The organism is Flavobacterium sp. ABG (assembly GCF_001027725.1).
Taxonomy (GTDB): domain Bacteria; phylum Bacteroidota; class Bacteroidia; order Flavobacteriales; family Flavobacteriaceae; genus Flavobacterium; species Flavobacterium cupriresistens.
Genome location: NZ_LEKS01000003.1, coordinates 331,057 through 355,672, shown reverse-complemented (window position 1 = coordinate 355,672; position 24,616 = coordinate 331,057). Strand labels below are relative to the sequence as shown.

Below are 24,616 nucleotides of genomic sequence, written 5' to 3'. Positions count from 1 at the left end.
ATGGCATATACACCTAGACTAAAAGAAGAATATAAGAGTAGAGTAATCGCTGCTCTTAAAGAGGAATTCGGATATACAAACGTAATGCAAGTTCCTAAATTGGAAAAAATCGTTTTGAGCCGTGGAGTTGGTGCAGCTGTATCTGATAAAAAACTTATTGACTATGCAGTTGATGAGTTAACAAAGATCACTGGACAAAAAGCAGTATCTACTATTTCAAAGAAAGACGTTGCGTCATTCAAATTGAGAAAAGGGATGCCGATTGGAGCAAAAGTTACTTTGCGTGGAGAAAGAATGTATGAGTTTTTAGATAGACTTATCACTTCTGCTTTACCACGTGTAAGAGACTTTAGTGGTATTAAAGCTACTGGATTTGATGGTAGAGGTAATTATAACCTTGGAGTTTTAGAGCAAATCATTTTCCCAGAAATTGATATTGATAAAGTAAACAAAATTTCAGGAATGGATATTACTTTTGTTACTACTGCTCAAACTGACAAAGAAGCAAAGTCATTATTGGCTGAATTAGGTTTACCTTTTAAAAAGAATTAAGACATGGCTAAAGAATCAATGAAAGCCCGCGAGGTTAAAAGAGAAAAAACGGTAGCAAAGTATGCTGAGAAAAGAAAAGCTTTGAAAGAAGCTGGAGATTTTGAAGGATTACAAAAATTACCTAAAAATGCTTCGCCAGTTCGTTTACACAATCGTTGTAAATTAACAGGTAGACCAAGAGGGTATATCCGTCAATTCGGTATTTCACGTGTAACTTTCCGTGAAATGGCTAACAATGGATTAATTCCAGGTGTTAAAAAAGCCAGCTGGTAATATAAAAAGTTTATAAATTGATTAAAGGTTCAGGAGGCATAGTGCTTCCTGAAAACCATAATCGCAATCAAATACATATGTATACAGATCCTATTGCAGATTATTTGACTAGAGTTCGTAACGCTGTGGCTGCAAACCACAAAGTTGTTGAAATTCCAGCTTCTAATCTAAAAAAAGAAATAACTAAGATCTTATTTGATCAAGGTTATATCTTGAGTTACAAATTTGAGGACAACTCTGTTCAGGGTTCAATCAAAATTGCTTTGAAGTATGATAAAGATACTAAAGAGCCTGTAATTAAAGATATCCAAAGAATTAGTAAACCTGGTTTACGTAAGTACGCAGGTGCTGCCAAATTACCTAGAATCCTTAACGGATTAGGAATTGCTATTGTTTCTACATCAAAAGGTTTGATGACTGGAAAACAAGCTAAGCAATTAAATGTAGGTGGTGAAGTAATTTGTTACGTATACTAATTTTAAACACTAGATAAAGATGTCAAGAATAGGTAAAAGCCCAATTGTAATCACTGCTGGTGTAACTGTAGAAGTTAAAGACGGTATTATTACAGTAAAAGGAAAAAAAGGTCAACTTACTCAGGAGTTTTCGGACGTAACTGTAAAAGTTGAAGGCGATCAGGTTTTAGTAGAAAGATCGTCTGATCATAAAGATCAAAGAGCAAAACACGGATTATACAGATCATTAATCAATAACATGATTGTTGGTGTATCTGAAGGTTTTACAAAAGAACTTGAATTAGTTGGAGTTGGTTATAGAGCTTCAAACCAAGGTCAAAAGTTAGATTTAGCTCTTGGATATTCTCACAATATTGTTTTAGAAATTGCTCCAGAAGTAGCTTTAGAAACAATATCTGAAAAAGGTAAAAACCCTATCGTAAAATTAACATCATTCGATAAACAACTTTTAGGTCAAGTAGCTGCGAAAATCAGAGGTTTCCGTAAGCCTGAGCCATATAAAGGAAAAGGTGTTAAATTTGTGGGTGAAGTATTAAGAAGAAAAGCAGGTAAATCAGCTTAAAAAATAAGATTATGTCATTAACAAAATCTGATAGAAGACAGAGAATTAGATTCAGAATTAGAAAATCGATCAGTGGTACAACCTCTAATCCTAGACTATCTGTATTTAGAAGTAACAAAGAAATTTACGCTCAACTTATTGATGATGTAAATGGAGTTACTATATTAGCTGCATCTTCAAGAGAAAAAGAAATAGGAAAAGGTACTAACGTTGAAATCGCTGCTGCTGTTGGAAAACTAGTTGCTGAGAAAGCGTTAAAAGCCGGGATTGATACCATCACTTTTGACAGAGGTGGATATTTATATCACGGTCGTATTAAATCATTAGCAGAAGGCGCAAGAGCGGCTGGACTTAAATTCTAATATATTATGTCTAAATACAAAAATGTAGAATTGGTAAAACCAAGTGGTCTTGAACTTAAAGATCGTCTGGTAAGTGTTAATCGTGTTACTAAAGTTACAAAAGGGGGTAGAGCTTTCGGTTTTTCTGCTATTGTAGTTGTAGGTGATGAAAATGGAGTAGTTGGTCACGGATTAGGAAAATCTAAAGACGTTTCTGAAGCAATTGCGAAAGCAGTAGAAGATGCTAAGAAAAATTTAGTAAAAATTCCTTTGAATGGACAATCTGTTCCTCACGAACAAAAAGGTAAATTTGGTGGTGCACGTGTATTCTTAATTCCTGCGTCTCATGGTACAGGAGTTATTGCTGGTGGAGCTGTTCGTTCAGTTCTTGAATCAGTAGGTATTCACGATGTATTATCTAAATCTCAAGGATCATCAAATCCTCATAACGTAGTGAAAGCAACTTTTGATGCTTTATTACAAATGAGAAGCGCTTACACTGTTGCAAAACAAAGAGGTGTTTCTTTAGAAAAAGTTTTTAAAGGTTAATTCAAGGAAATTATGGCTAAATTATTAGTAAAACAAGTAAGAAGCAAAATCAACTGTCCTCTTTCTCAAAAGAGAGGTTTGGAAGCTTTAGGTCTACGTAAAATGGGACAAGTTGTAGAGCATGATTCAAACCCTGCTATCCTTGGTATGATAAACAAAGTTAAACACTTAGTTTCTGTCGAAGAAGCTAAATAACAAATACTGTTATGAATTTAAGTAACTTACAACCAGCTGAAGGGTCAACACACAATCAAAATAAAAGATTAGGTAGAGGAGAAGGTTCTGGAAAAGGTGGTACTTCTGCAAGAGGTCACAAAGGAGCAAAATCTCGTTCTGGTTATTCTAAAAAGATTGGTTTTGAGGGAGGGCAAATGCCACTTCAAAGACGTGTACCTAAGTTTGGTTTCACAAACATCAATCGTAAAGAATACGAAGGTGTTAATTTAGATACGCTTCAATTATTAGTAGACAATGGTGTTATTACTGATTCTGTTAACATGACAGATTACGTAGCAAACCGTCTAGCTACCAAAAATGAAATCGTTAAGATTTTAGGTAGAGGAGAATTGAAAGCAAAATTAAAAGTAACTGCCCACAAATTTACTGCTACTGCAAAAGCTGCTATTGAAGCTGCTGGTGGAGAAGCTGTAACTATATAACTTATCTACTAAGATGAAGAAATTTATTGAATCAATAAGTAATGTTTGGAAAATCGAAGAACTGAAAAATAGAATCTTAATTACATTAGGATTACTTTTAGTATATCGTTTTGGTGCACACGTAACGCTTCCTGGTATTGACGCAACTCAATTAACAGGTTTAGCGGGACAGACTAAAAATGGTTTAGGATCTATCCTAGACATGTTTACAGGAGGTGCTTTCTCTAAAGCTTCAGTTTTTGCTTTAGGTATTATGCCTTATATTTCTGCATCTATTGTTGTTCAGTTAATGGGAATTGCTATTCCTTATTTGCAAAAACTTCAAAACGATGGAGAAAGTGGTAGAAAAAAGATTAATCAAATCACTCGTTGGTTGACTATAGCTATTACACTGGTTCAAGGTCCAACTTATATCTATAATCTGTACAGAACATTGCCTGGTAGTGCATTCTTACTAGGCTTTAATTCTCCTGAATTTTTGTTCTCATCAGTTATCATTTTAGTTACAGGTACAATTTTTGCTATGTGGCTTGGTGAGAAAATTACAGATAAAGGTATTGGAAATGGAATTTCATTATTGATTATGGTTGGTATCTTAGCTCGTTTACCGCAAGCTTTTATTCAAGAGTTTACAACGAGAGTTACCAACAACAATGGAGGCCCAATGTTGTTAGTTATTGAAATTATTGTGTGGTTATTAGTTATTATTTCTTGTGTATTGCTTACAATGGCAGTACGTAGAATCCCGGTTCAATACGCTCGTCGTACGACAACTGGTGACTATGAGCAAGATTTAGCAGGTGGTAATAGACAATGGATTCCTCTTAAGCTTAATGCTTCTGGGGTTATGCCAATCATTTTTGCTCAGGCAATTATGTTTATACCTGCGGCTGTAGCTGGATTGTCTAAATCAGATACATCACAATCAATCGTTGGAGCATTTAGCGATATGTTTGGTTTCTGGTATAACTTGGTATTTGCAACTTTAATTATTGTATTTACTTTCTTTTATACTGCGATCACCGTACCGACTAACAAGATGGCCGATGATTTGAAAAGAAGTGGTGGTTTTATTCCTGGCGTTCGTCCGGGAGCTGAAACTTCAGACTTCCTTGATAAAGTGATGTCTTTGATAACTTTCCCAGGATCTTTATTCCTTGCTTTGATTGCTGTGTTCCCAGCTATTGTTGTAAGTATTATGGATGTACAACCATCTTGGGCAATGTTTTTTGGAGGTACCTCATTAATAATTATGGTTGGTGTTGCAATAGATACTATTCAACAAATCAACTCGTACTTGTTAAACAAACATTATGATGGTTTAATGAAGACTGGTAAAAATAGAAAAGCGGTAGCTTAATATATTTATGGCAAAACAATCAGCAATAGAACAAGACGGATCAATCATTGAAGCATTATCAAATGCGATGTTCCGTGTGGAGTTAGAAAATGGACATATCGTGATTGCTCATATTTCCGGAAAGATGCGTATGCATTACATCAAATTATTACCTGGTGATAAAGTGAAACTGGAAATGAGCCCTTATGATTTGTCAAAAGCAAGAATTACTTATCGATATTAAAGGATATTCACTATGAAAGTTAGAGCATCAGTAAAAAAGAGAAGTCCCGAGTGCATCATTGTGCGTAGAAAAGGGAGATTGTACGTAATAAACAAAAAGAATCCTAGATTTAAACAAAGACAAGGATAATTATGGCAAGAATAGCAGGGGTAGATATCCCAAAAAATAAGAGAGGTGTTATAGCACTTACCTACATCTTTGGATTAGGAAAAAGTAGAGCTATTGAGATTTTAGAGAAAGCTCAAGTAAGCCAAGATAAAAAAGTTCAAGATTGGAATGATGATGAAATCGGAGCAATTCGTGACGCAGTTTCATTTTACAAAATTGAAGGAGAATTACGTTCTGAAGTTTCTTTAAACATCAAACGTTTAATGGATATTGGTTGTTATAGAGGTATCCGTCATAGATCTGGTCTTCCATTAAGAGGACAAAGAACTAAAAACAACTCTAGAACTAGAAAAGGTAAAAGAAAAACTGTTGCGAACAAGAAAAAAGCAACTAAATAATAAGTAATATGGCTAAAGCAACTGCAAAAAAACGTAAAGTTATCGTTGAATCAACGGGTGAAGCTCATATTTCTGCCACTTTCAACAACATTATCATTTCTTTGACTAATAAGAAAGGTGAAGTTATTTCTTGGTCTTCAGCTGGTAAAATGGGTTTCAGAGGTTCTAAAAAGAACACTCCGTACGCGGCTCAAATGGCAGCAGAAGATTGTAGTAAAGTAGCTCTTGAGGCAGGACTTAAAAAAGTAAAAGTTTATGTAAAAGGACCAGGAAACGGACGTGAGTCTGCTATCCGTTCTATTCATAACGGTGGAATTGAAGTTACTGAGATTATCGATGTTACTCCAATGCCTCACAACGGATGTCGTCCTCCAAAAAGACGTAGAGTTTAATACTCAAATTTAATTATAGTATAACCTAGATAGAATATACGATTATCGAAGGATAAGACCTGAATTCATAATCTCTATCTTAAACAATTTAAAATGGCAAGATATACTGGTCCTAGCACAAGAATCGCTCGTAAATTTGGCGAAGCAATTTTCGGAGATGATAAATCTTTCGAGAAAAGAAATTACCCACCTGGACAACACGGGATGGCTAAAAAAAGAGGAAAAAAATCTGAGTACGCTGTTCAGTTAATGGAAAAGCAAAAAGCTAAATATTCTTACGGAATTTTAGAAAAACAATTCAGAAATTTATTCGAAAAAGCATCAGCTACTAAAGGAGTTACTGGTGAAGTTTTATTACAATTATGTGAAGCAAGATTAGATAACGTTGTTTTCAGAATGGGTATTGCTCCTTCTAGAAGAGGTGCTCGTCAAATCGTATCTCACAGACACGTTACTGTTAATGGTGAAGTTGTAAATATTCCTTCTTACCACCTTAAGCCTGGTGATAAAGTTGCAGTTCGTGAAAAATCTAAATCTTTAGAAGCTATCGAACGTTCTTTATCAAATTCAAGTCATGTTTACGAATGGATTACTTGGAACAATGATCTTAAAGAAGGAACTTTCGTTTCTGTACCTGCGAGACTTCAAATTCCAGAAAACATTAAAGAACAATTAATCGTAGAGTTGTACAACAAATAATAATTGACTTAGTCGAAATTTATGGCAATATTTAATTTTCAAAAGCCCGATAAAGTTATCATGATCGATTCAACCGATTTTGAAGGTAAATTCGAATTTAGACCTTTAGAACCTGGTTATGGATTGACTGTTGGTAATGCACTTAGAAGAGTTTTGCTTTCAGCATTAGAAGGTTATGCAATTACATCTGTTCGTATCGAAGGTGTAGATCATGAGTTTTCTACTATTTCAGGTGTTGTTGAGGACGTTACCGAAATTATCCTTAATCTAAAGCAAGTACGTTTCAAACGTCAGATTGAAGATATCGATAATGAAGCAGTTACAATTTCTGTTTCTGGTAAAGATCAATTAACAGCAGGTGATTTTCAAAAATTTATTTCAGGTTTTCAAGTTCTGAACCCAGACCTTGTTATCTGTAATTTAGATTCAAAGATCAAATTGAACTTCGATTTAACAATCGAAAAAGGTAGAGGATATGTTCCTGCTGAGGAGAACAAAAAACAGAATGCAGCAATTGGTACTATTTTTACAGATTCTATTTTTACTCCGGTAAAAAACGTAAAATATGCTATTGAAAACTTCCGTGTGGAACAAAAAACAGATTACGAAAAATTAGTTTTTGAAATTAAAACTGATGGTTCTATTAATCCAAAAGATGCCCTTACTGAAGCTGCTAAAGTTTTAATTCACCACTTCATGTTATTTTCTGACGAAAGAATTACACTCGAGGCTGACGAAATTGCACAAACAGAATCGTATGATGAAGAGTCATTGCATATGAGACAATTGCTTAAAACTAAGCTTGTTGATATGGATTTATCTGTGAGAGCATTAAATTGCTTGAAAGCGGCTGAAGTTGATACACTTGGTGATTTAGTATCGTTCAATAAAAATGACCTAATGAAATTCCGTAATTTTGGTAAAAAATCTTTAACTGAACTTGATGAACTTGTTGCAGTTAAAAATCTAACCTTCGGAATGGATTTAGCTAAATACAAATTAGATAAAGAATAATTCAATCCGCTGCGGCGGATTAAATTTAAAATAGCAATGAGACACGGAAAAAAATTCAATCACTTAAGCAGACAGACTGGACATAGAAAAGCTATGTTGGCTAATATGGCTTGTTCTCTTATCGAGCACAAACGTATTAACACTACTGTTGCTAAAGCTAAAGCGCTTAAACAATTCGTTGAGCCTTTAATCACTAAATCAAAAGAAGATACGACTCACAACCGTCGTATTGTTTTTGCTTACCTACGTAGTAAATATGCGGTAACTGACTTGTTCAGAGACGTAGCTGCTAAAGTTGGTGACCGTCCAGGTGGATACACTCGTATCATTAAAGTTGGAAATCGTTTGGGAGATAATGCTGATATGGCAATGATCGAACTTGTAGATTTCAATGAACTTTACAATGGTGGTAAAAAAGAAGTTAAAAAAGCAAAAAGCCGTCGTGGTGGTAAAGCAAAAAAAGCTGAGGATACTCCGGAAGCTCCAGCTGCTGAATCAGAATCGACTACTGAAGCTTCTGAATAATTATGAAAGTAATGATTCTATAGAAATCAAGGATAAACTAATTTTTAGTTTATCCTTTTTTTTTGATTTTTTTTAAAAGGAAATCTAACTTATTTGAATTTTTAGGTTTCATTTTTATGAATGAAATTTTTAAAAAATCTTGGAGACACTCTTTTAAAGAAGTAAATTTGCAAAATATCTAATTACAATTGAAACAGGCTTCGCCGGTTTTATAGGACGATTAAAAACAATACAATTAAAGAATGAAATACACTACACGTCAAAGCGCCATTTTATTACTAAGTGATGGAACTATTTTTCATGGAAAATCTATCGGAATTAGCGGTAAAACTTTTGGAGAAGTTTGTTTTAATACTGGAATGACCGGATACCAGGAGATCTTTACAGATCCTTCTTATTTTGGACAAATTATGGTGGCTACTAACACGCACATCGGAAATTATGGGGTTAATGATTCAGAAGTTGAATCTGATTCTATAAAAATTGCCGGTTTAGTTTGTAAAAACTTTAGTTTTAATTATTCCAGAGAAGATGCTTCCGGTAGTTTGGAAGATTATTTTACAAAACAAAATCTAATTTGTATTTCTGATGTTGATACACGTGCATTAGTAAGTTACATTCGTGATAATGGAGCTATGAATGCTGTTATTTGTACAGATGGTACTGCTGTGGAAGATTTAAAGAAAGAGTTGGCAAATGTGCCCAACATGGAAGGTTTAGAATTGGCATCGAAAGTTTCCACTACTGAGCCTTATTTTTTTGGTGACGAAAACGCTACTTATAAAATCTCTGCCTTAGATCTTGGTATTAAAACAAATATTCTTAGAAATCTGGCTAAGAGAGATTGTTATATAAAAGTATTTCCATACAATTCAACTTATAAAGATTTGGCTGCGTTTAATCCGGATGGGTACTTCTTGTCAAATGGGCCTGGTGATCCGGATCCGCTTTTCGGGGCAATTGAAGTAGCAAAAGAAATTCTGGCGAATGATAAACCCCTATTTGGGATTTGTTTAGGGCACCAGGTAATTGCTTTAGCTAATGGAGTTCAGACTTATAAAATGTTTAACGGGCACCGAGGAATAAATCACCCTGTAAAAAATATCATTACAGGTAAAGGTGAAATTACGTCTCAGAATCATGGTTTTGCTGTTAATAAAGAACAATTAGATAAGCATCCGGATTTAGAAATTACACACCTGCATTTGAATGACGGAACTGTGGCTGGGATGCGTATGAAAAACAAAAATTGTTTTTCAGTACAATACCACCCTGAAGCAAGTCCTGGTCCTCATGATTCTTCTTATTTGTTCGATCAATTTGTAGAGAACATCAAAGAGGCTTCTGCTAAAACGATATAGTTAATAAATAAAGGTTTTTAATAGTTAAAATGCGTATTTTCTATTGGATATTTTTATAATTTCGAAAAAAATATATAATTTATTAATAAAAAAGTAAAAATAATGAGTATTATAATTAAAATTCACGCAAGACAAATTCTTGATTCCAGAGGTAATCCTACTATTGAAGTTGATGTAATAACTGAAAACGGAGTTTTAGGTAGAGCAGCTGTTCCTTCTGGAGCGTCAACTGGAGAGCACGAAGCAGTTGAATTACGTGATGGTGGTAAAGCTTACCTTGGAAAAGGTGTTTTGAATGCAGTGAATAATGTAAATACTGTTATTGCTGAAGAGTTAGTTGGAATTTCTGTTTTTGAACAAAACGTGATCGATCAAACCATGATTGATTTAGACGGAACTCCAAACAAATCTAAATTAGGAGCTAATGCAATTTTAGGAGTTTCTTTGGCTGCTGCAAAAGCGGCTGCTAATGAGCTTGGATTGCCTTTATACAGATATGTAGGTGGTGTTTCTGCTAATACATTACCTGTACCGATGATGAACATCATTAACGGTGGTTCTCACTCTGATGCGCCAATCGCATTTCAGGAATTTATGATTTTCCCTGTAAAAGCAACTTCTTTTACACATGCGATGCAAATGGGAACTGAGATTTTTCACAGTTTGAAAAAAGTATTACATGATAGAGGTTTAAGTACTGCTGTTGGTGATGAAGGAGGTTTTGCTCCAAACTTAGCCGGTGGAACTGAGGATGCTTTAGATACCATCAAAAAAGCGGTTGAAAATGCAGGATATTCTTTCGGAGACGAAATTATGATTGCACTTGACTGTGCTGCTTCTGAGTTTTATGTAAACGGTAAATACGATTATACTAAATTTGAAGGAGAGACTGGAAAAATCAGAACTTCTGAAGAGCAAGCGGATTATTTAGCGGAACTTGCTGCTAAATATCCAATTATCTCTATCGAGGATGGTATGTACGAAGATGACTGGAATGGATGGAAATACTTAACAGAAAAAATCGGTGATAAAGTGCAGTTAGTTGGTGATGATTTGTTCGTTACTAATGTAGAGCGTTTGTCTACAGGAATTCAAAAAGGTATTGCCAATTCAATCTTAGTAAAAGTAAACCAAATCGGAACTTTAACGGAGACTATTGCAGCTGTAAATATGGCTAAAAATGCAGGGTATACTTCAGTAATGTCTCACCGTTCAGGAGAAACAGAAGATACTACAATTGCTGATTTAGCAGTGGCTTTAAACTGTGGTCAGATTAAAACTGGTTCAGCTTCTCGTTCTGATCGTATGGCAAAATACAATCAATTATTGAGAATTGAAGAAGAATTGGGAAGTACTGCTTATTTCCCTGGCTTAAATGCTTTCAAAATCAAATAATTGTAAACAATTATAGACTATATTTAAACCATCCGTTTTTACGGATGGTTTTTTTTTGGAGTTTTAACAAATTCATAGCAGGATTCTTTTTTTAATTAGTCTTAAATTCCTTAGATTTGGTAAATTATTATTTTAAAGATTTATTTCCGATATATTATGTCAAAAACAGCTACATTAGAAGTAGATGGTAAGAAAATTGAACTTCCGGTAATCACTGGGAGTGAAAATGAGTCTGCTGTCGATATTAACAAATTACGTGATTTAACTGGCTTCATTACGCTTGACCCAGGATATAAAAATTCAGGATCTTGTACAAGTGAGATTACTTTCTTGGATGGAGAACTTGGGATTTTGCGTTACAGAGGATATTCAATCGAAGATTTAGCTGAAAAAGCAAGTTTCCCTGAAGTATCTTATCTTTTAATTTTTGGTGAATTACCAACAGCCCAACAATTAGCTCAATTTGATGCTGATATTAAAAAGCATACTTTGGTTAACGAAGAAATGAAGAACATCATTGACGGTTTCCCAAAAACGGCTCACCCAATGGGAGTTTTGTCTGCTTTGACAAGTGCTTTAACCGCCTTTAATCCAAAAGCTGTAAATGTAGAGAACGAAAAAGAAATGTACGAAGCTATCTGTAAAACTATAGCTAAGTTTCTTGTGATCGCTACATGGACATATAGAAAAACAATGGGGTATCCATTGAACTATTATGACAATACACAAGGGTATGTAGAGAACTTTATGCAATTGATGTTTAAATTGCCTACAGGACCTTACGCTGCAAATCCTATTATTGTTAATGCATTAGACAAATTATTTATCTTACACGGAGATCACGAGCAAAACTGTTCAACTTCTACTGTAAGAATGGTTGGTTCTTCTCATGCAGGATTGTTTGCTTCAATCTCTGCAGGTGTTTCTGCACTTTGGGGGCCACTTCACGGTGGTGCTAATCAGGCAGTTCTTGAGATGTTGGAAGAAATTAACAAAGACGGTGGAGATACTGATAAATTCATGGCGAAAGCCAAAGATAAAAATGATCCTTTCCGTTTAATGGGATTTGGTCATAGAGTTTATAAAAACTTTGATCCAAGAGCAAGAATCATCAAAAAAGCAGCTAAAGAAGTATTAGAAACTTTAGGTGTTGAAGATCCGATTTTAGAGATCGCTAAAAAGTTAGAGGCAGCAGCTTTAGAAGATGAATACTTCAAATCAAGAAATTTATATCCAAACGTTGATTTCTACTCTGGAATTATATACAGAGCCTTAGGGATTCCAACAGATATGTTTACGGTGATGTTTGCTATTGGTAGATTACCGGGCTGGATTGCGCAATGGAAAGAAATGCGTGAGAATAAAGAGCCAATCGGAAGACCAAGACAAATATACACTGGACATCCGTTGAGAGACTTTAAGTCAAATAAATAAAAACATTTTAAAGCTTCACCTAACTGTGAAGCTTTTTTTATCTTTGTTCAAAATACAATAAAGTTATGTTGCAATTAAATGTAAAGAACGAAACGTCAAGATTACGTGCTGTAGTTTTGGGTTCAGCGGTTCATAATGGGCCAACTCCATCCTTAGATGAGGCTTATGATCCTAAATCATTGGAACATATTAAAGCAGGAACCTACCCTCTTGAAAAAGATATGGTTGTTGAAATGGATGCTTTTAATGCTGTTTTTCAAAAGTATGATGTAACGGTTTATCGTCCTGAGATGATAGAAAATTACAATCAAATTTTTGCGAGAGATATAGGGTTTGTTATTGATGATACTTTCGTGAAATCTAATATTTTACCGGATAGAGAGCGAGAATTAGATGCGATTCAATATGTAATCGACCAAATGAATACTTTAAAGGTGGTTCGTCCGCCGGAAGAAGTTCATATCGAAGGTGGTGATGTGATGCTTTGGAACGATCATATTTTTATAGGAACCTATAAAGGCAGTGATTACAAAGATTATATTACAGCTCGTACCAATATGGAGGGTGTAAATTATATTAAAGAATTATTTCCAAACAAAATTGTTAAAGAGTTTGATCTGGTTAAATCTAAATTAGAAGCCAGAGATAATGCTTTGCATTTGGATTGTTGCTTTCAACCTGTTGGAAAAGACAAAGGTATTATTTACAAACGAGGTTTTCGTGAAGAAGCAGATTATTTGTATTTGGTAAACCTTTTTGGAAAAGAGAATTTATTTCATATCGAAAGAGACGAAATGTATCATATGTTTTCTAACGTATTTTCTATTGATGCCGATGTAGTGGTTTCAGAAAAAAACTTTACCCGCTTAAACAATTGGTTGCGTGCAAATGGTTTTACAGTTGAGGAAATTCCATACGCTGAAATCGCAAAACAAGAGGGATTGTTAAGATGTTCGACTTTACCATTAATTAGAGATTAAAAAGTAGTTTCAAGTTTCAGGTTTCAAGTTCACAATAACTTGAAACCTGAAACTTGAAACAAAAAAAATATTAAAACATGAAACAAACAACGAATGCAATTGTAATGATTCGCCCTGTTGCTTTTAGAATGAATGAGCAAACGGCTGTCAATAATTATTATCAAAAAGTTTTGGACGGACTTTTACCGAGTACAGTAAATGCAAAAGCACAACAGGAATTTGATGTTTTTGTTGAGAAATTGAGAGCTGTAGGGGTTGATGTTACCGTTATAGAAGATACTTTAGAAACAGATACTCCGGATAGTATTTTTCCAAATAACTGGGTTTCGTTTCACGAAAACGGAGACGTGGCTTTATATCCAATGTTTGCAGAAAATCGTCGTCAGGAGCGTCGTGAAGATATTTTAGATACACTTGAAGACAAAGGTTTTGAAATTGCCAATATAATGGATTATACCTCGGCAGAAGAAGATGGTATTTTTCTTGAAGGTACCGGAAGTTTGCTTTTAGATCGTGCTAACGGAAAAGCCTATTGTGCTTTGTCTCCGAGAGCTGATGAAGAATTGTTTATCGAATTCTGTGAGGATTTTGATTATGCTCCGGTAATTTTTGAAGCTTTTCAGACCGTTGATGGGGAACGTAAATTAATTTATCACACCAACGTAATGATGTGTTTGGGTGAAACTTTCGCTGTTATTTGTGCGGATTGCATCGATGATAAAAAAGAACGCAAAATGGTTCTGGAGAATCTAAAAGCAGATAACAAAGAAGTTATTTTGATTACAGAAGCTCAGGTAAATAATTTTGCTGGTAATATGCTGGAAGTTAGAGGAACTGATGATAAAAAGTATATTGTTATGAGTGCTTCAGCTCACCAGAGTTTAACACCAAAACAAATTACACAGTTAGAAGCTCATGCTGAAATTTTAAGTTCAAGCTTAGATACAATCGAAGCGTGCGGTGGCGGAAGTGCAAGATGTATGATGGCAGAGGTGTTCTTGCCAAGAAGTTAAATTTTATAATTTTCAATAGAAAAATTCCAAATTCCAAAAGCTGAATAGTACAGTTTGGAATTTGGAATTTTGTGTTTGTGGATTAATCGTTAAGCTTAATTTGACTTGTAAACTTCAGGATTATATAATTCCATGTAGAATTCAGGATTGGGTAATTTTGTAAAATTGTATTTTTCGTAAAGCCATTCAGCTGTAGATGTCAATAAAATCCAACGGCGTAAACCTTGTAAATTAGGATGGTTCATTACTTGTTCCATCAAAGCTTTAGAAAGTCCTCTTCCTCGATATTCTTCCAATACATAAATGTCGCCCAAATACCCAATAGTAGCAAAATCTGAAATTACCCTTGCAAAACCAATTTGTATATTTTTATAGAATAATCCAAAATTTAGAGAATTTTCAATAGAAGTTTTCATGGTCTCAAAAGGAATACCATCACTCCACCCGGATTTTTTTGATAAGAAATCATGAATGGCATCAAGATCCAATTTGTTTTTATCGGTTGTAATAGTGAAATCTCCAAAAGAGAAATTAATTTCTTTCATTTTTTTTCGGCTAGAATTAAAGTAAACAACAGATTTACATCAAATTTCCTTTTACAATATTGATAATCGAACTCACGATATATTGAATTCCGATAGAGATTACAATAAAACCAACAATTCTAGAGATTGCAACAATTCCCGAAGCACCTAAAATTCTGGCAAGATAATGAGCACTTTTTAATATCGCAAAAATCGCTATTGCAATGGCTGCAATAGCCAAAGTCGAAATAATAATTTCATTCATTTCGTGATGCTCCTGATAAAAAGCAATTAATAATGACATAGAACCCGGACCGGCGAGCATTGGAATCGCCAAAGGAGTCAAGGCAATGTCGTTTCGTTGTTGTGCCTCGTTTTCAATCTTTTTGTTAATACCTCTTTTCTTGTTGAATTTTCCGGAGAGCAAAGAGAAACCTGAATTTACGATTACAATTCCACCGGCAATTCGTAGCGCATCAATACTAATTCCGAAGAAAGTCAATACGTATTGACCAATGAAATAGGAAACTAATAAAATGATAAAAACGTTGATCGCTGTCCAAAGTGAAATCCTGGAACGTTCTTTTTGAGAATCGTGCTGTGTCAGTCCAACAAAAATCGGCACGGTACCGATTGGGTTTAGAACCGAGAAAAGAGCAGCAAATAAATAAATGAATAAATCCATATTGTTTGGGTTAGTAGGGTAAAAATAGTCTTTTTTTAATATTTGAGTGTAAATTTATGGTGAGATATTGCTTTTTTATTGTTGTTAAGTCTATGCTAAATTACCTGAATTTAGCTCGTACTTTTTGATTACTTTTGTACGATATTTAAAAATGATGAAAAATAAAAAAACTTTAGTTCTGGGAGCAACTACAAAACCGGAGCGTTATGCTTTTAGAGCTATAAATGCATTAGTTGAAAAAGGACACACCGTTTTGGCAATAGGTCAAAATACAGGCGAAGTTGCCGGGGTGAAAATTTATACAAAAGCGATTCCTGTTAAAAATATTGATACTATTACCTTGTATTTGAATCCGGCACGTCAGCGTGATTATTATAATTATATCGTTGAAGCACAACCAAAGAGGGTGATTTTCAACCCTGGTTCTGAGAATCCGGAGTTGTATCAATTATTGGAACTGAATAATATTAAAGCAGAAGTTGCTTGTACATTGGTTTTATTAGCTACAAATCAATATTAATTCACTTTTTCGATACCGATTGATTTTTGGTGCCTCAAGGCCGCTAAATTATTAAAAACAGTATTTTTGTCGTCATGGAATTTTCATCAAAACTAATAGAAAAAGCAGTCAACGAAATGTCACAATTACCGGGAATTGGTAAACGTACGGCATTGCGTTTGGTTTTGCATTTATTGAAGCAACCTAAAGAACAAACGGGATTTTTATCTCAGGCATTGTTAAATATGCGAGAGGATATTAAATTTTGCAAAAGCTGTCATAATATTTCAGATACTAAAGTTTGTGAAATTTGTGCTAATGTGGCAAGAAACCATGAGTTGATTTGTGTCGTTGAAGATATTCGCGATGTAATGGCTATTGAGAATACGGGTCAGTACAAAGGGATTTATCATGTTTTAGGAGGGAAAATTTCCCCGATTGAAGGTGTTGGACCCAGTCAGCTAAATATTACAACTTTAGTGGAAAAAGTAAAATCAGGGAAAGTAACAGAACTTATTTTTGCGCTAAGTTCAACCATGGAGGGTGATACAACGAATTTTTATATCTACAAGCAAATAGGAGGATACGATATCATAGTTTCTACAATTGCACGAGGGATTTCTGTTGGAGACGAATTAGAATACGCAGACGAAGTTACACTTGGAAGAAGTATTTTGCACCGCGTCCCGTTTGAAAAAACTTTCAAAAACAACTAAATAGAGTCAATAAAAAGCTAGATTTCCTGAAGATTAAAGGAAAAGCTATATTTGCGGATAAAATATTAATAATGACAAAGAAAAGTTTTTATATATTACTATTGATTAGTACAGTATTTACATCTTGTATCCCTGTAAAAGACTTGGTGTATTTGCAGGATAAAAATACTTCGGGAGAACAAAATACAGTTGCTGCCGTTGAATCGAAACCTTACAGATTACAGGTAAATGATGTTATAAGTGTTGATATTAAAGCAATAGATCCCAAATTAGTTTCCATTTTTAATAAAAATGATGGTGCTGCAGCGGCGTCCGGTAAATCAGAAGGAGCTTTGTATTTTGATGGTTTTACAGTTGATGATCATGGAAATATAAGAATGCCAATTTTAGGAGAGCTAAATGTTATTGGATATACGCTTGAAGAAGTACGAGTGATGATTGAAAAAAAATTACTTGAAGAATATTTTAAAAGTGAGGCCAATATTTTTGTAACAGTAAAATTGGCAGGTTTCAGATATACGATAAATGGTGAAGTAGGAAATGTAGGGACTAAAACATTGTTTCAGCCACATGTAAATATTATGGAGGCTATTGCAAATGCAGGAGATATTACGACAGTTGGAAACAGAAAAGCAGTAACAGTAATTCGTCAAACCCCGACAGGAGTTCAGATGCATGATATTGATCTTACCGATGTCAATGTGATGAAATCGCCTTATTATTACTTACAGCCTAACGATTATATTTATGTGAAGCCTCTAAGGCAAAAAACATGGGGGACCGGGCAGACAGGAATACAGTCTATAGGTACTGTTATTACTTTGTTGTCATTGGCAACGACAGTTTATTTGATTCTTAAAAATTAAAACTCAGTTCAAAAGATGTTAGATATAAAAGATTTTTCGATTTTTGAGAATCATTCGAATTTTGATTTTAAAGGACTTTTATTAAAAATTATAAGTTATTGGAAGTGGTTTCTGGTGAGTTTAATAATTGCGTTTGCAATAGCCCATCAGGTAAATATTCGTAAAGAAAAAATTTACGCCATGCAAACCATGATTTCTATTAAAGAAGAAAGCAATCCGTTTTTTACTTCGAATACCAGTTTGGTTTTTAATTGGGGTGGAATTTCTGATCAGGTAAATGGAATTTCTACCATCTTGAAGTCAAGATCACATAATGAATTGGTTGTTGATAAATTGCAGTTTTATATCGATTATCTTTCGCAAGGGAAATACAATTTGGTCGATTCTTATGGCGAAGTACCTTTTTATTTGAATATTGATAAATCAAAAGGACAGCTTGCCAATACTCTTATCGGAGTTAAATTTATAAGTGAAAATGTATATGAAATCAGAATTTTATTTGAAAATAATTCTGTTTCAGTATTAAATTATTCGACTAATTCTTATGCTAATACGGCGGTTCAGCCTGTAGAATTTGTTAAAAGATATAAAGTCGGAGAACAAGTTTCGCTTCCTTTCCTAAATTGGAAATTGCAAATAAATGACAATCCGGGGCTCTATAAAGGAAATGAGTACTTCGTTAGATTTAATGATTTTGACGGTACAGTGTCTAATTACAGAGGTATAAATGTTACTTCTGATGACAAAGGAGGTTCGTTGTTAACTTTGTCATTGCAGGGTACGAACAAAGCCAGAATGGTTGATTATTTGAACTCAACAGTAAGGATGTTGATTAAAATTCAGCTTGATGGTAAAAATCAATTTGCAAACAACACGATCCGATTTATAGATAGTACTCTTGTTGCGATGGAGTCTCAGTTGAAAGAAAACGGCAACGAGCTAAAAACGTTCAGAAAGGACAAGAATATCTACGAAATTGAGGGTGGAGGTGTTAAGTTTTCGGATAAAATAATGGATTTCGATGTTGAGAGAGATTTGATTTCCAGAAAAATAGCCTATTATAATTCTTTAAAAGCATATCTAAATAATAGTGTAGATTACTCTCGTTTGCCTGCTCCTTCTGTTGCAGGAATTGAGGACCCGAATATTATTACGAATGTTTCAAAACTTATCGCGCTCTCTGCACAAAGGTCAGAAATGGCGTATGCGGTAAAAAGTGATAAGATTTTCAAGGATTTTGATAATCAAATGAATGCTGTTAAAGGTGTTTTGTTGGAAAATATTACAAGTGCAAAATCATCTTTGTTGTATGACCTGTCTATGATAAATGCTAAAATTGGTCAGGCAGAAAGTACGGTTAAGCGACTTCCTGAAGAACAGCAGGAGTTGTTGAAGATTAAGAGAAAATACGATTTAAATGATAATATTTATACGGAGTTTTTGCAGAAACGAAATGAAGCAGAAATTGTAAAAGCATCTAATTTATCAGATATTCATTTTATTGATCCCGCAAAAGATATAGGTGGAGATCTGGTAGGGCCTAAAACTTCTGCCAATTATGTTTTGGCTTTGTTTCTGGGGATGTTGGTTCCTTTGTTGTTTGTTTTTGTGATTTTCTTCGTTAATAATTCAATTCAGAATGTTGAGGACATAAGTAAATTAACGCAGATTCCTCTTATTGGGGTTATTGGGGTTGATAAAGAAAATATGAGCTTGGCGGTTTTTGACAGACCAAAATCGGCGCTTTCAGAATCTTTTAGGGCTGTTCGTTCTTCGTTACAGTTTTTGTATAAAAAACAACGTGTTAGCGGTGCAAAAACATTAATGATTACTTCGTCGGTAAGTGGTGAAGGAAAAACATTTTGCTCCATAAACATTGCGACAGTTTTTGCTTTAAGTGAAAAGAAAACGGTGATTGTCGGTTTGGATTTGAGAAAACCGAGGTTGGCTGATGAATTTAATCTGACTAAGAATGTGGGTGTAGTTAATTATTTGATTAAACAAAAAAGTTTAAGTGAAATAACAAATCCAACACAGATACCAAATCTGGATGTTATTTTGTCAGGCCCAATCCCTCCTAATCCTTCCGAACTTATTTTAAGTGAAGCGATGAAAGAGTTAATAGATGAGTTAAAGCAAGAATACGATTACATTATTTTAGATACGCCTCCCGTTGGTTTAGTTTCTGATGCTTTAGAGTTGGCTCAGTATGCTGATGTTACTTTATATATTGTAAGGCAGAACTATACCAAAAAAGATATGATCACGTTGTTGAATAACAGAGTGAAAAGAGGAGAACTTAACAATGCAAGTATCGTTTTAAATGGATATGAAAATAAAGCCAAGTATGGTTCCGGGTACGGATATGGTGCCTATTCTAACGGCTATTATGAAGAAAGAGAAAAAGAAGGTGTTGTGAAATCTCTTTTAAACAAATTCAATAAAAAATAATTTGAAGCATATGGAAGTATCGGCTCAATACAAAATTTTAATTACAGGAGGTGCTGGTTTTATTGGTTCAAATTTATGTGAGCACTTTTTAAAATCAGGTCACAAGGTGGTTTGTTTGGATAACTTTGCGACAGGACATCGCCATAACCTGAAAGATTGTATGGAGAATCCCAATTTTAAATTGATTGAGGGTGATATTCGCACCATAGCCGATTGCGTCGCTGCAGTTGATGGAGTTGATTATGTTTTGCATCAGGCCGCTCTAGGTTCTGTTCCAAGATCTATAAACGATCCGATAACTACTAACGATGTTAATGTGTCGGGTTTTTTAAATATGTTGACAGCGTCCCGCGATGCTAAAGTAAAGCGATTTATATATGCAGCAAGTTCCTCTACCTATGGAGATTCTGAAGGATTGCCAAAAGTAGAAGAGATTATCGGTAAACCATTGTCTCCATACGCTATTACAAAATATGTAAACGAATTGTATGCTGAAATTTTCAGTAAAACCTATGGTCTGGAAACGATTGGATTGCGCTATTTTAATGTTTTTGGACGAAAACAAGACCCAAATGGTGCCTATGCAGCCGTAATTCCTAAGTTTGTGATGCAGTTTATGAATTATGAAAGTCCGGTTATAAATGGTGACGGAAATTATTCACGTGATTTCACTTATATTGACAATGTGATTCAGATGAACGAATTGGCGATGTTAAGTCAAAATCCGGAAGCAGTAAATACAGTTTACAATACGGCATTTGGAGATCGGAATACTTTGAATGACTTGACAGGATATTTGAAAAAATACTTAAGTGAATTGGATTCAAAAATTGTTGATGTAGAAGTTGTTTACGGTCAAAATAGAGCAGGAGATATTCCGCATTCGTTAGCTAGTATTGCTAAAGCCAAAAAAATGCTGGGATATGATCCGAAATATTCATTACAAGAAGGATTAAAAGAAGCTGTCAGCTGGTACTGGAGCAATTTGAAATAAAGTCAAAGATTAAGATATTAAATTAAATTAAATGGAAGTAACAAAAATTTGTTGCATTGGTGCAGGTTATGTTGGAGGTCCGACGATGGCAGTAATTGCTCAAAAATGTCCACATATTCAAGTGACTGTTGTTGATTTGAACGAACAAAGAATTAAAGATTGGAACGATCCAAATACCGATAATATTCCGATTTACGAACCGGGACTTTCCGAAATTGTGGCGGAGGCAAGAGGAAGAAACCTTTTCTTTTCAACCGAAGTAGAAAAAGCAATTGATGAAGCTCAGGTGATTTTTATATCAGTAAATACGCCAACAAAAACCTACGGAAAAGGAAAAGGTATGGCAGCTGATTTGAAATATATTGAATTATGCGCCAGACAGATTGCAAAAGTGGCAAAAGAAAATAAAATCGTAGTTGAGAAATCGACTTTACCGGTACGTACTGCAGAAGCCATAAAAAGTATTTTAGATAATACCGGAAATGGAGTTCAATTTCAGATCTTATCCAATCCCGAATTTTTAGCAGAAGGAACTGCTGTTACAGATTTATTAAATCCGGACCGAATTCTAATTGGTGGCGATACTACTCCTGAAGGGGAAGTGGCGATTAAAGCTTTGGTAGATGTGTATGCCAACTGGGTTAGTAAGGATAAAATTCTGACTACAAATGTTTGGTCTTCAGAATTGTCTAAACTTACAGCGAATGCCTTTTTAGCGCAACGTATTTCATCTATAAATGCAATGTCTGAACTTTGTGAAAAAACTGGTGCTGATGTAAACGAGGTGGCAAGAGCGATAGGAATGGACAGCAGAATTGGACCAAAATTTTTAAAAGCTTCCGTTGGTTTTGGTGGATCTTGCTTTCAAAAAGATATTTTGAATTTAGTTTATATTGCAAAAACATACGGATTGAATGAAGTTGCGGACTACTGGGAACAGGTTATTATTATGAATGATCATCAGAAACGAAGATTTTCAAATAAGATCGTTCAGACTTTATACAATACGGTTGCTGATAAGAAAATTACCTTTTTGGGCTGGGCATTCAAAAAAGATACCAATGATACCCGTGAGTCTGCAGCAATATATGTAGCGGATGATTTGATTAACGAACAGGCAAAAATTGCTGTTTACGATCCTAAAGTTTCAAGAACTAAAATGCTGGCGGATTTAAATTATTTAGAAACAAGAACAGTTGAAGAAAATAATAAGGCTGTTTTAACGTTTGATAATCCTTATGATGCCTGCAAAGACGCCCATGCGATTGCAATTCTTACCGAATGGGATGAATTTACAACATACGATTGGCAAAAAATTTATGATGCAATGCACAAACCTGCATTTGTCTTTGATGGTAGAAATATATTAAATGCACAAGAGTTAGAGTCTATTGGGTTTGTTTATAACGGAATTGGTTCATAGTCGATTATTAGTCTTGATTTAAAATTTGGCAGAAAGCGAATAAAGCGATAGAATTAAAAATTTTATTTCATTATAAAAGAGATATGAATTGGTACGTAGTTTATACTAAGCCCAAATGGGAAAAGAAGGTTGCAGAGCGGCTAAATCAAATCGGAATCGAATGTTATTGTCCGGTAATTACTCAGATAAAGCAATGGTCGGATAGAAAGAAAAAAATTGAAGCACCTCTTTTTAATTCCTATGTATTTGTTCAATTACCCGATATGGATCGAAATGCTGTTTTTCAGGTCGCTGGTGTAATTCGCTATTTGTTTTGGCTTGGAAAGCCGGCAATTGTTAAAGACGAAGAAATAGCTATAATAAAAAAGGGTCTTTCGGATTCAAATGTAAGCGATGTTTCGGTAACGGCATTTCAAGTTGGAGATCGAATAAAACTGGAATCCGGGGTTTTTAGTAGTCAAAATGCAATTGTTCAGGAAATTTCTAATACCCATTATATTTTGGTATTGGAATCTTTAGGTTGTGTTTTGAAAATTAAGTACAAGTAGTATATTTTATGTACGAAATTAAAATATAAATTAATTGAGAGTGAAATTCGTTTTTGGTGTTTTTCATTCTCTTTTTTTTGCAAATAAAATGGCACAGCTTTGATTTGTAAAGGTTTGTGTTTATAGGTTTTTTTGTTTTTAAGTCTGCAAAAAAACGTATTGAATTAATTGACTTAATGTGTTATATTTGCCAAAAATGATTTTTCCAAATTCTGTGTCGATTACTGTGACAGGGAACGGCGTAGCCGTGAATTTTACGGACTAAATCGTATAAAAAGAAAACAATTTGAATGAGAATATAAAAATAGCGGTTATCGGTCTGGGCTATGTCGGACTACCTTTAGCAAGGTTGTTTGCCACCAAGTATGCTGTTATCGGTTTTGATATTAATACATCAAGAGTAGATTCTTTAAAATCAGGATTTGATACTACACTGGAAGTGGATGATGTTACTTTGCAGAAAGTATTGGTAGATAATCCTAATGTTGAAATTGGGCTGTACTGCACTACCTCTCTGGCAGACATCGCAGATTGTAATTACTTTATAATAACAGTTCCAACTCCAGTTGATAAAAATAACCGTCCGGATTTAACCCCATTGTATAAATCGAGTGAATCTGTTGGTAAAATACTGAAAAAAGGTGATATTGTTATTTATGAATCGACGGTTTATCCGGGCGTGACAGAAGAGCAATGTGTACCTGTGTTGGAAAATGTTTCAGGTTTGAAATTTAATGAAGATTTTTTTGCAGGATATTCGCCTGAAAGAATAAATCCCGGAGATAAAGAACACACGGTTGAGAAAATTCTGAAAGTAACTTCAGGATCAACTCCTGAAATTGGATTAAAAGTTGATGCACTATATAAATCTGTTATTACAGCAGGAACTCATTTAGCCCCTAGCATAAAAGTGGCAGAAGCCGCAAAAGTGATAGAGAATTCACAACGAGACATAAATATTGCTTTTGTTAATGAATTGGCTAAAATATTCAACTTAATGAATATTGATACACAAGAAGTTCTGACTGCCGCTGCGACAAAATGGAATTTTTTACCGTTTAAACCAGGTTTGGTCGGAGGTCATTGCATAGGTGTTGATCCTTATTATCTGGCACAACGAGCACAGGAATTTGGGTATCATCCTGAAATAATTTTGGCAGGACGACGTTTAAATGACAGCATGGGAGAGTATATTGCTTCTCAAGTGGTTAAATTAATGATTAAAAAAGGGATTTCTGTAAATGGTGCCAATCTGTTAATGCTTGGAATTACATTTAAAGAAAATTGCCCTGACGTTCGAAATACTAAAATTGTAGATGTTATAAAAGCATTGAAAGAGTATGGAATAGCGGTAACGATATACGACCCGTTAGCAAGTATTGACGAGGTTAGAAAAGAATATAAGCTGACAACAGTAGATTCAATTCCAAAAGAGAAATTTGATGCTATTGTTTTAGGAGTAGCCCATAAAGAATTTTTGAAACTGGATTTTTCCGGTTTACAAAAATCAAATAGTTTAGTATATGATGTAAAAGGAGTTTTAGGTACTGTTGCCGATAATAGGTTGTAGTAAATAAAGTTTCTTTTTTAGTTTAA

The 24,616-nt window shown here is 34.4% G+C and carries 31 protein-coding genes; 29 read left to right on the top strand and 2 right to left on the bottom strand.

The features are described from left to right. The 21 genes from rplE to ctlX all read left to right on the top strand — a co-directional run bounded on the left by rplE (position 1) and on the right by ctlX (position 14,314). A complete protein-coding gene (rplE, locus tag AB674_RS04765) occupies positions 1-552 on the top strand; it encodes a 50S ribosomal protein L5 (protein ID WP_047774308.1) in 552 nt (183 codons plus the stop codon). Positions 553-555: 3 nt separating this feature from the next. After that, positions 556-825, top strand: coding sequence for a 30S ribosomal protein S14 (gene rpsN / locus AB674_RS04760; RefSeq protein WP_007803655.1), 270 nt, complete (start codon positions 556-558; stop codon positions 823-825). A gap of 77 nt (positions 826-902) precedes the next feature. Next, positions 903-1,301: a 30S ribosomal protein S8 gene (gene rpsH / locus AB674_RS04755; RefSeq protein ID WP_017495014.1), complete on the top strand. Its 399-nt coding sequence runs from the start codon at positions 903-905 to the stop codon at positions 1,299-1,301. A gap of 19 nt (positions 1,302-1,320) precedes the next feature. After that, positions 1,321-1,863, top strand: coding sequence for a 50S ribosomal protein L6 (gene rplF, locus AB674_RS04750; protein WP_047774306.1), 543 nt, complete (start codon positions 1,321-1,323; stop codon positions 1,861-1,863). 11 nt (positions 1,864-1,874) lie between these two features. Then, complete coding sequence (gene rplR, locus AB674_RS04745; protein ID WP_047774303.1) at positions 1,875-2,225, top strand: 50S ribosomal protein L18; 351 nt, start codon at positions 1,875-1,877, stop codon at positions 2,223-2,225. Positions 2,226-2,228: 3 nt separating this feature from the next. Further along, positions 2,229-2,753: a 30S ribosomal protein S5 gene (gene rpsE, locus AB674_RS04740; protein WP_085950271.1), complete on the top strand. Its 525-nt coding sequence runs from the start codon at positions 2,229-2,231 to the stop codon at positions 2,751-2,753. A gap of 12 nt (positions 2,754-2,765) precedes the next feature. After that, a complete protein-coding gene (gene rpmD / locus AB674_RS04735) occupies positions 2,766-2,948 on the top strand; it encodes a 50S ribosomal protein L30 (RefSeq protein WP_017495010.1) in 183 nt (60 codons plus the stop codon). Positions 2,949-2,959: 11 nt separating this feature from the next. Continuing rightward, positions 2,960-3,412 carry a 50S ribosomal protein L15 gene (gene rplO, locus AB674_RS04730; protein ID WP_047774299.1) on the top strand — a complete coding sequence of 151 codons (453 nt, stop codon included), beginning with the start codon at positions 2,960-2,962 and terminating at the stop codon, positions 3,410-3,412. Between the two features lie 13 nt (positions 3,413-3,425). Next, complete coding sequence (gene secY / locus AB674_RS04725) at positions 3,426-4,772, top strand: preprotein translocase subunit SecY (RefSeq protein WP_047774297.1); 1,347 nt, start codon at positions 3,426-3,428, stop codon at positions 4,770-4,772. A 7-nt stretch (positions 4,773-4,779) separates the two neighbouring features. Continuing rightward, the gene (gene infA, locus AB674_RS04720) at positions 4,780-4,995 is read left to right on the top strand and encodes a translation initiation factor IF-1 (protein ID WP_007136545.1); all 216 of its coding nucleotides are present in this window, start codon (positions 4,780-4,782) and stop codon (positions 4,993-4,995) included. A 12-nt stretch (positions 4,996-5,007) separates the two neighbouring features. Beyond that, positions 5,008-5,124 carry a type B 50S ribosomal protein L36 gene (gene ykgO, locus AB674_RS22095; RefSeq protein WP_072945378.1) on the top strand — a complete coding sequence of 39 codons (117 nt, stop codon included), beginning with the start codon at positions 5,008-5,010 and terminating at the stop codon, positions 5,122-5,124. A 2-nt stretch (positions 5,125-5,126) separates the two neighbouring features. Then, entirely contained in the window at positions 5,127-5,501 is a 375-nt protein-coding gene (gene rpsM, locus AB674_RS04715; RefSeq protein WP_012022478.1) for a 30S ribosomal protein S13, read from the top strand. Between the two features lie 8 nt (positions 5,502-5,509). Then, on the top strand, positions 5,510-5,893 hold the full coding sequence (gene rpsK, locus AB674_RS04710) for a 30S ribosomal protein S11 (protein WP_007803677.1): 384 nt from the start codon (positions 5,510-5,512) through the stop codon (positions 5,891-5,893). 93 nt (positions 5,894-5,986) lie between these two features. Beyond that, entirely contained in the window at positions 5,987-6,592 is a 606-nt protein-coding gene (gene rpsD, locus AB674_RS04705) for a 30S ribosomal protein S4 (protein ID WP_035619621.1), read from the top strand. Positions 6,593-6,613: 21 nt separating this feature from the next. Next, positions 6,614-7,606, top strand: coding sequence for a DNA-directed RNA polymerase subunit alpha (locus AB674_RS04700; protein ID WP_026109818.1), 993 nt, complete (start codon positions 6,614-6,616; stop codon positions 7,604-7,606). 36 nt (positions 7,607-7,642) lie between these two features. Continuing rightward, positions 7,643-8,131 (top strand): 50S ribosomal protein L17, encoded by a 489-nt coding sequence (gene rplQ / locus AB674_RS04695; protein ID WP_047774292.1) that lies wholly within the window; start codon positions 7,643-7,645, stop codon positions 8,129-8,131. A gap of 242 nt (positions 8,132-8,373) precedes the next feature. Then, complete coding sequence (gene carA / locus AB674_RS04690) at positions 8,374-9,492, top strand: glutamine-hydrolyzing carbamoyl-phosphate synthase small subunit (protein WP_047774290.1); 1,119 nt, start codon at positions 8,374-8,376, stop codon at positions 9,490-9,492. 102 nt (positions 9,493-9,594) lie between these two features. Further along, positions 9,595-10,887, top strand: a complete 1,293-nt coding sequence (gene eno / locus AB674_RS04685; RefSeq protein ID WP_047774288.1) for a phosphopyruvate hydratase — start codon at positions 9,595-9,597, stop codon at positions 10,885-10,887. 156 nt (positions 10,888-11,043) lie between these two features. Further along, positions 11,044-12,321, top strand: a complete 1,278-nt coding sequence (locus AB674_RS04680; protein ID WP_047774286.1) for a citrate synthase — start codon at positions 11,044-11,046, stop codon at positions 12,319-12,321. A gap of 65 nt (positions 12,322-12,386) precedes the next feature. After that, the gene (locus tag AB674_RS04675; RefSeq protein ID WP_047774284.1) at positions 12,387-13,301 is read left to right on the top strand and encodes a dimethylarginine dimethylaminohydrolase family protein; all 915 of its coding nucleotides are present in this window, start codon (positions 12,387-12,389) and stop codon (positions 13,299-13,301) included. Positions 13,302-13,378: 77 nt separating this feature from the next. Further along, the gene (ctlX, locus tag AB674_RS04670; protein WP_047774282.1) at positions 13,379-14,314 is read left to right on the top strand and encodes a citrulline utilization hydrolase CtlX; all 936 of its coding nucleotides are present in this window, start codon (positions 13,379-13,381) and stop codon (positions 14,312-14,314) included. 95 nt (positions 14,315-14,409) lie between these two features. On the opposite strand, the gene AB674_RS04665 is transcribed toward ctlX, so the two are convergent. Both AB674_RS04665 and AB674_RS04660 read right to left on the bottom strand, forming a co-directional pair. Beyond that, positions 14,410-14,859, bottom strand: coding sequence for a GNAT family N-acetyltransferase (locus AB674_RS04665; protein ID WP_047774280.1), 450 nt, complete (start codon positions 14,857-14,859; stop codon positions 14,410-14,412). A gap of 34 nt (positions 14,860-14,893) precedes the next feature. Continuing rightward, complete coding sequence (locus AB674_RS04660; protein ID WP_047774278.1) at positions 14,894-15,523, bottom strand: MarC family NAAT transporter; 630 nt, start codon at positions 15,521-15,523, stop codon at positions 14,894-14,896. Positions 15,524-15,677: 154 nt separating this feature from the next. Here AB674_RS04660 and AB674_RS04655 point away from each other — a divergent pair, with 154 nt between their 5' ends. The 8 genes from AB674_RS04655 (at position 15,678) to AB674_RS04620 (ending at position 24,590) form a co-directional block, all read left to right on the top strand. Continuing rightward, positions 15,678-16,043, top strand: coding sequence for a CoA-binding protein (locus AB674_RS04655; RefSeq protein WP_047774276.1), 366 nt, complete (start codon positions 15,678-15,680; stop codon positions 16,041-16,043). 74 nt (positions 16,044-16,117) lie between these two features. Beyond that, positions 16,118-16,738: a recombination mediator RecR gene (gene recR, locus AB674_RS04650; RefSeq protein ID WP_047774274.1), complete on the top strand. Its 621-nt coding sequence runs from the start codon at positions 16,118-16,120 to the stop codon at positions 16,736-16,738. Between the two features lie 71 nt (positions 16,739-16,809). Further along, a complete protein-coding gene (locus AB674_RS04645) occupies positions 16,810-17,604 on the top strand; it encodes a polysaccharide biosynthesis/export family protein (protein ID WP_047774273.1) in 795 nt (264 codons plus the stop codon). Positions 17,605-17,619: 15 nt separating this feature from the next. After that, positions 17,620-20,055, top strand: coding sequence for a polysaccharide biosynthesis tyrosine autokinase (locus AB674_RS04640; RefSeq protein ID WP_047774271.1), 2,436 nt, complete (start codon positions 17,620-17,622; stop codon positions 20,053-20,055). Positions 20,056-20,065: 10 nt separating this feature from the next. Further along, a complete protein-coding gene (locus tag AB674_RS04635) occupies positions 20,066-21,049 on the top strand; it encodes an SDR family oxidoreductase (protein WP_047774269.1) in 984 nt (327 codons plus the stop codon). A 31-nt stretch (positions 21,050-21,080) separates the two neighbouring features. Further along, positions 21,081-22,472, top strand: a complete 1,392-nt coding sequence (locus AB674_RS04630; protein WP_047774267.1) for a UDP-glucose 6-dehydrogenase — start codon at positions 21,081-21,083, stop codon at positions 22,470-22,472. A gap of 83 nt (positions 22,473-22,555) precedes the next feature. After that, a complete protein-coding gene (locus AB674_RS04625) occupies positions 22,556-23,020 on the top strand; it encodes a UpxY family transcription antiterminator (protein ID WP_047774266.1) in 465 nt (154 codons plus the stop codon). Between the two features lie 286 nt (positions 23,021-23,306). After that, positions 23,307-24,590, top strand: a complete 1,284-nt coding sequence (locus AB674_RS04620) for a nucleotide sugar dehydrogenase (RefSeq protein WP_047774263.1) — start codon at positions 23,307-23,309, stop codon at positions 24,588-24,590. Positions 24,591-24,616: the final 26 nt, after the last annotated feature.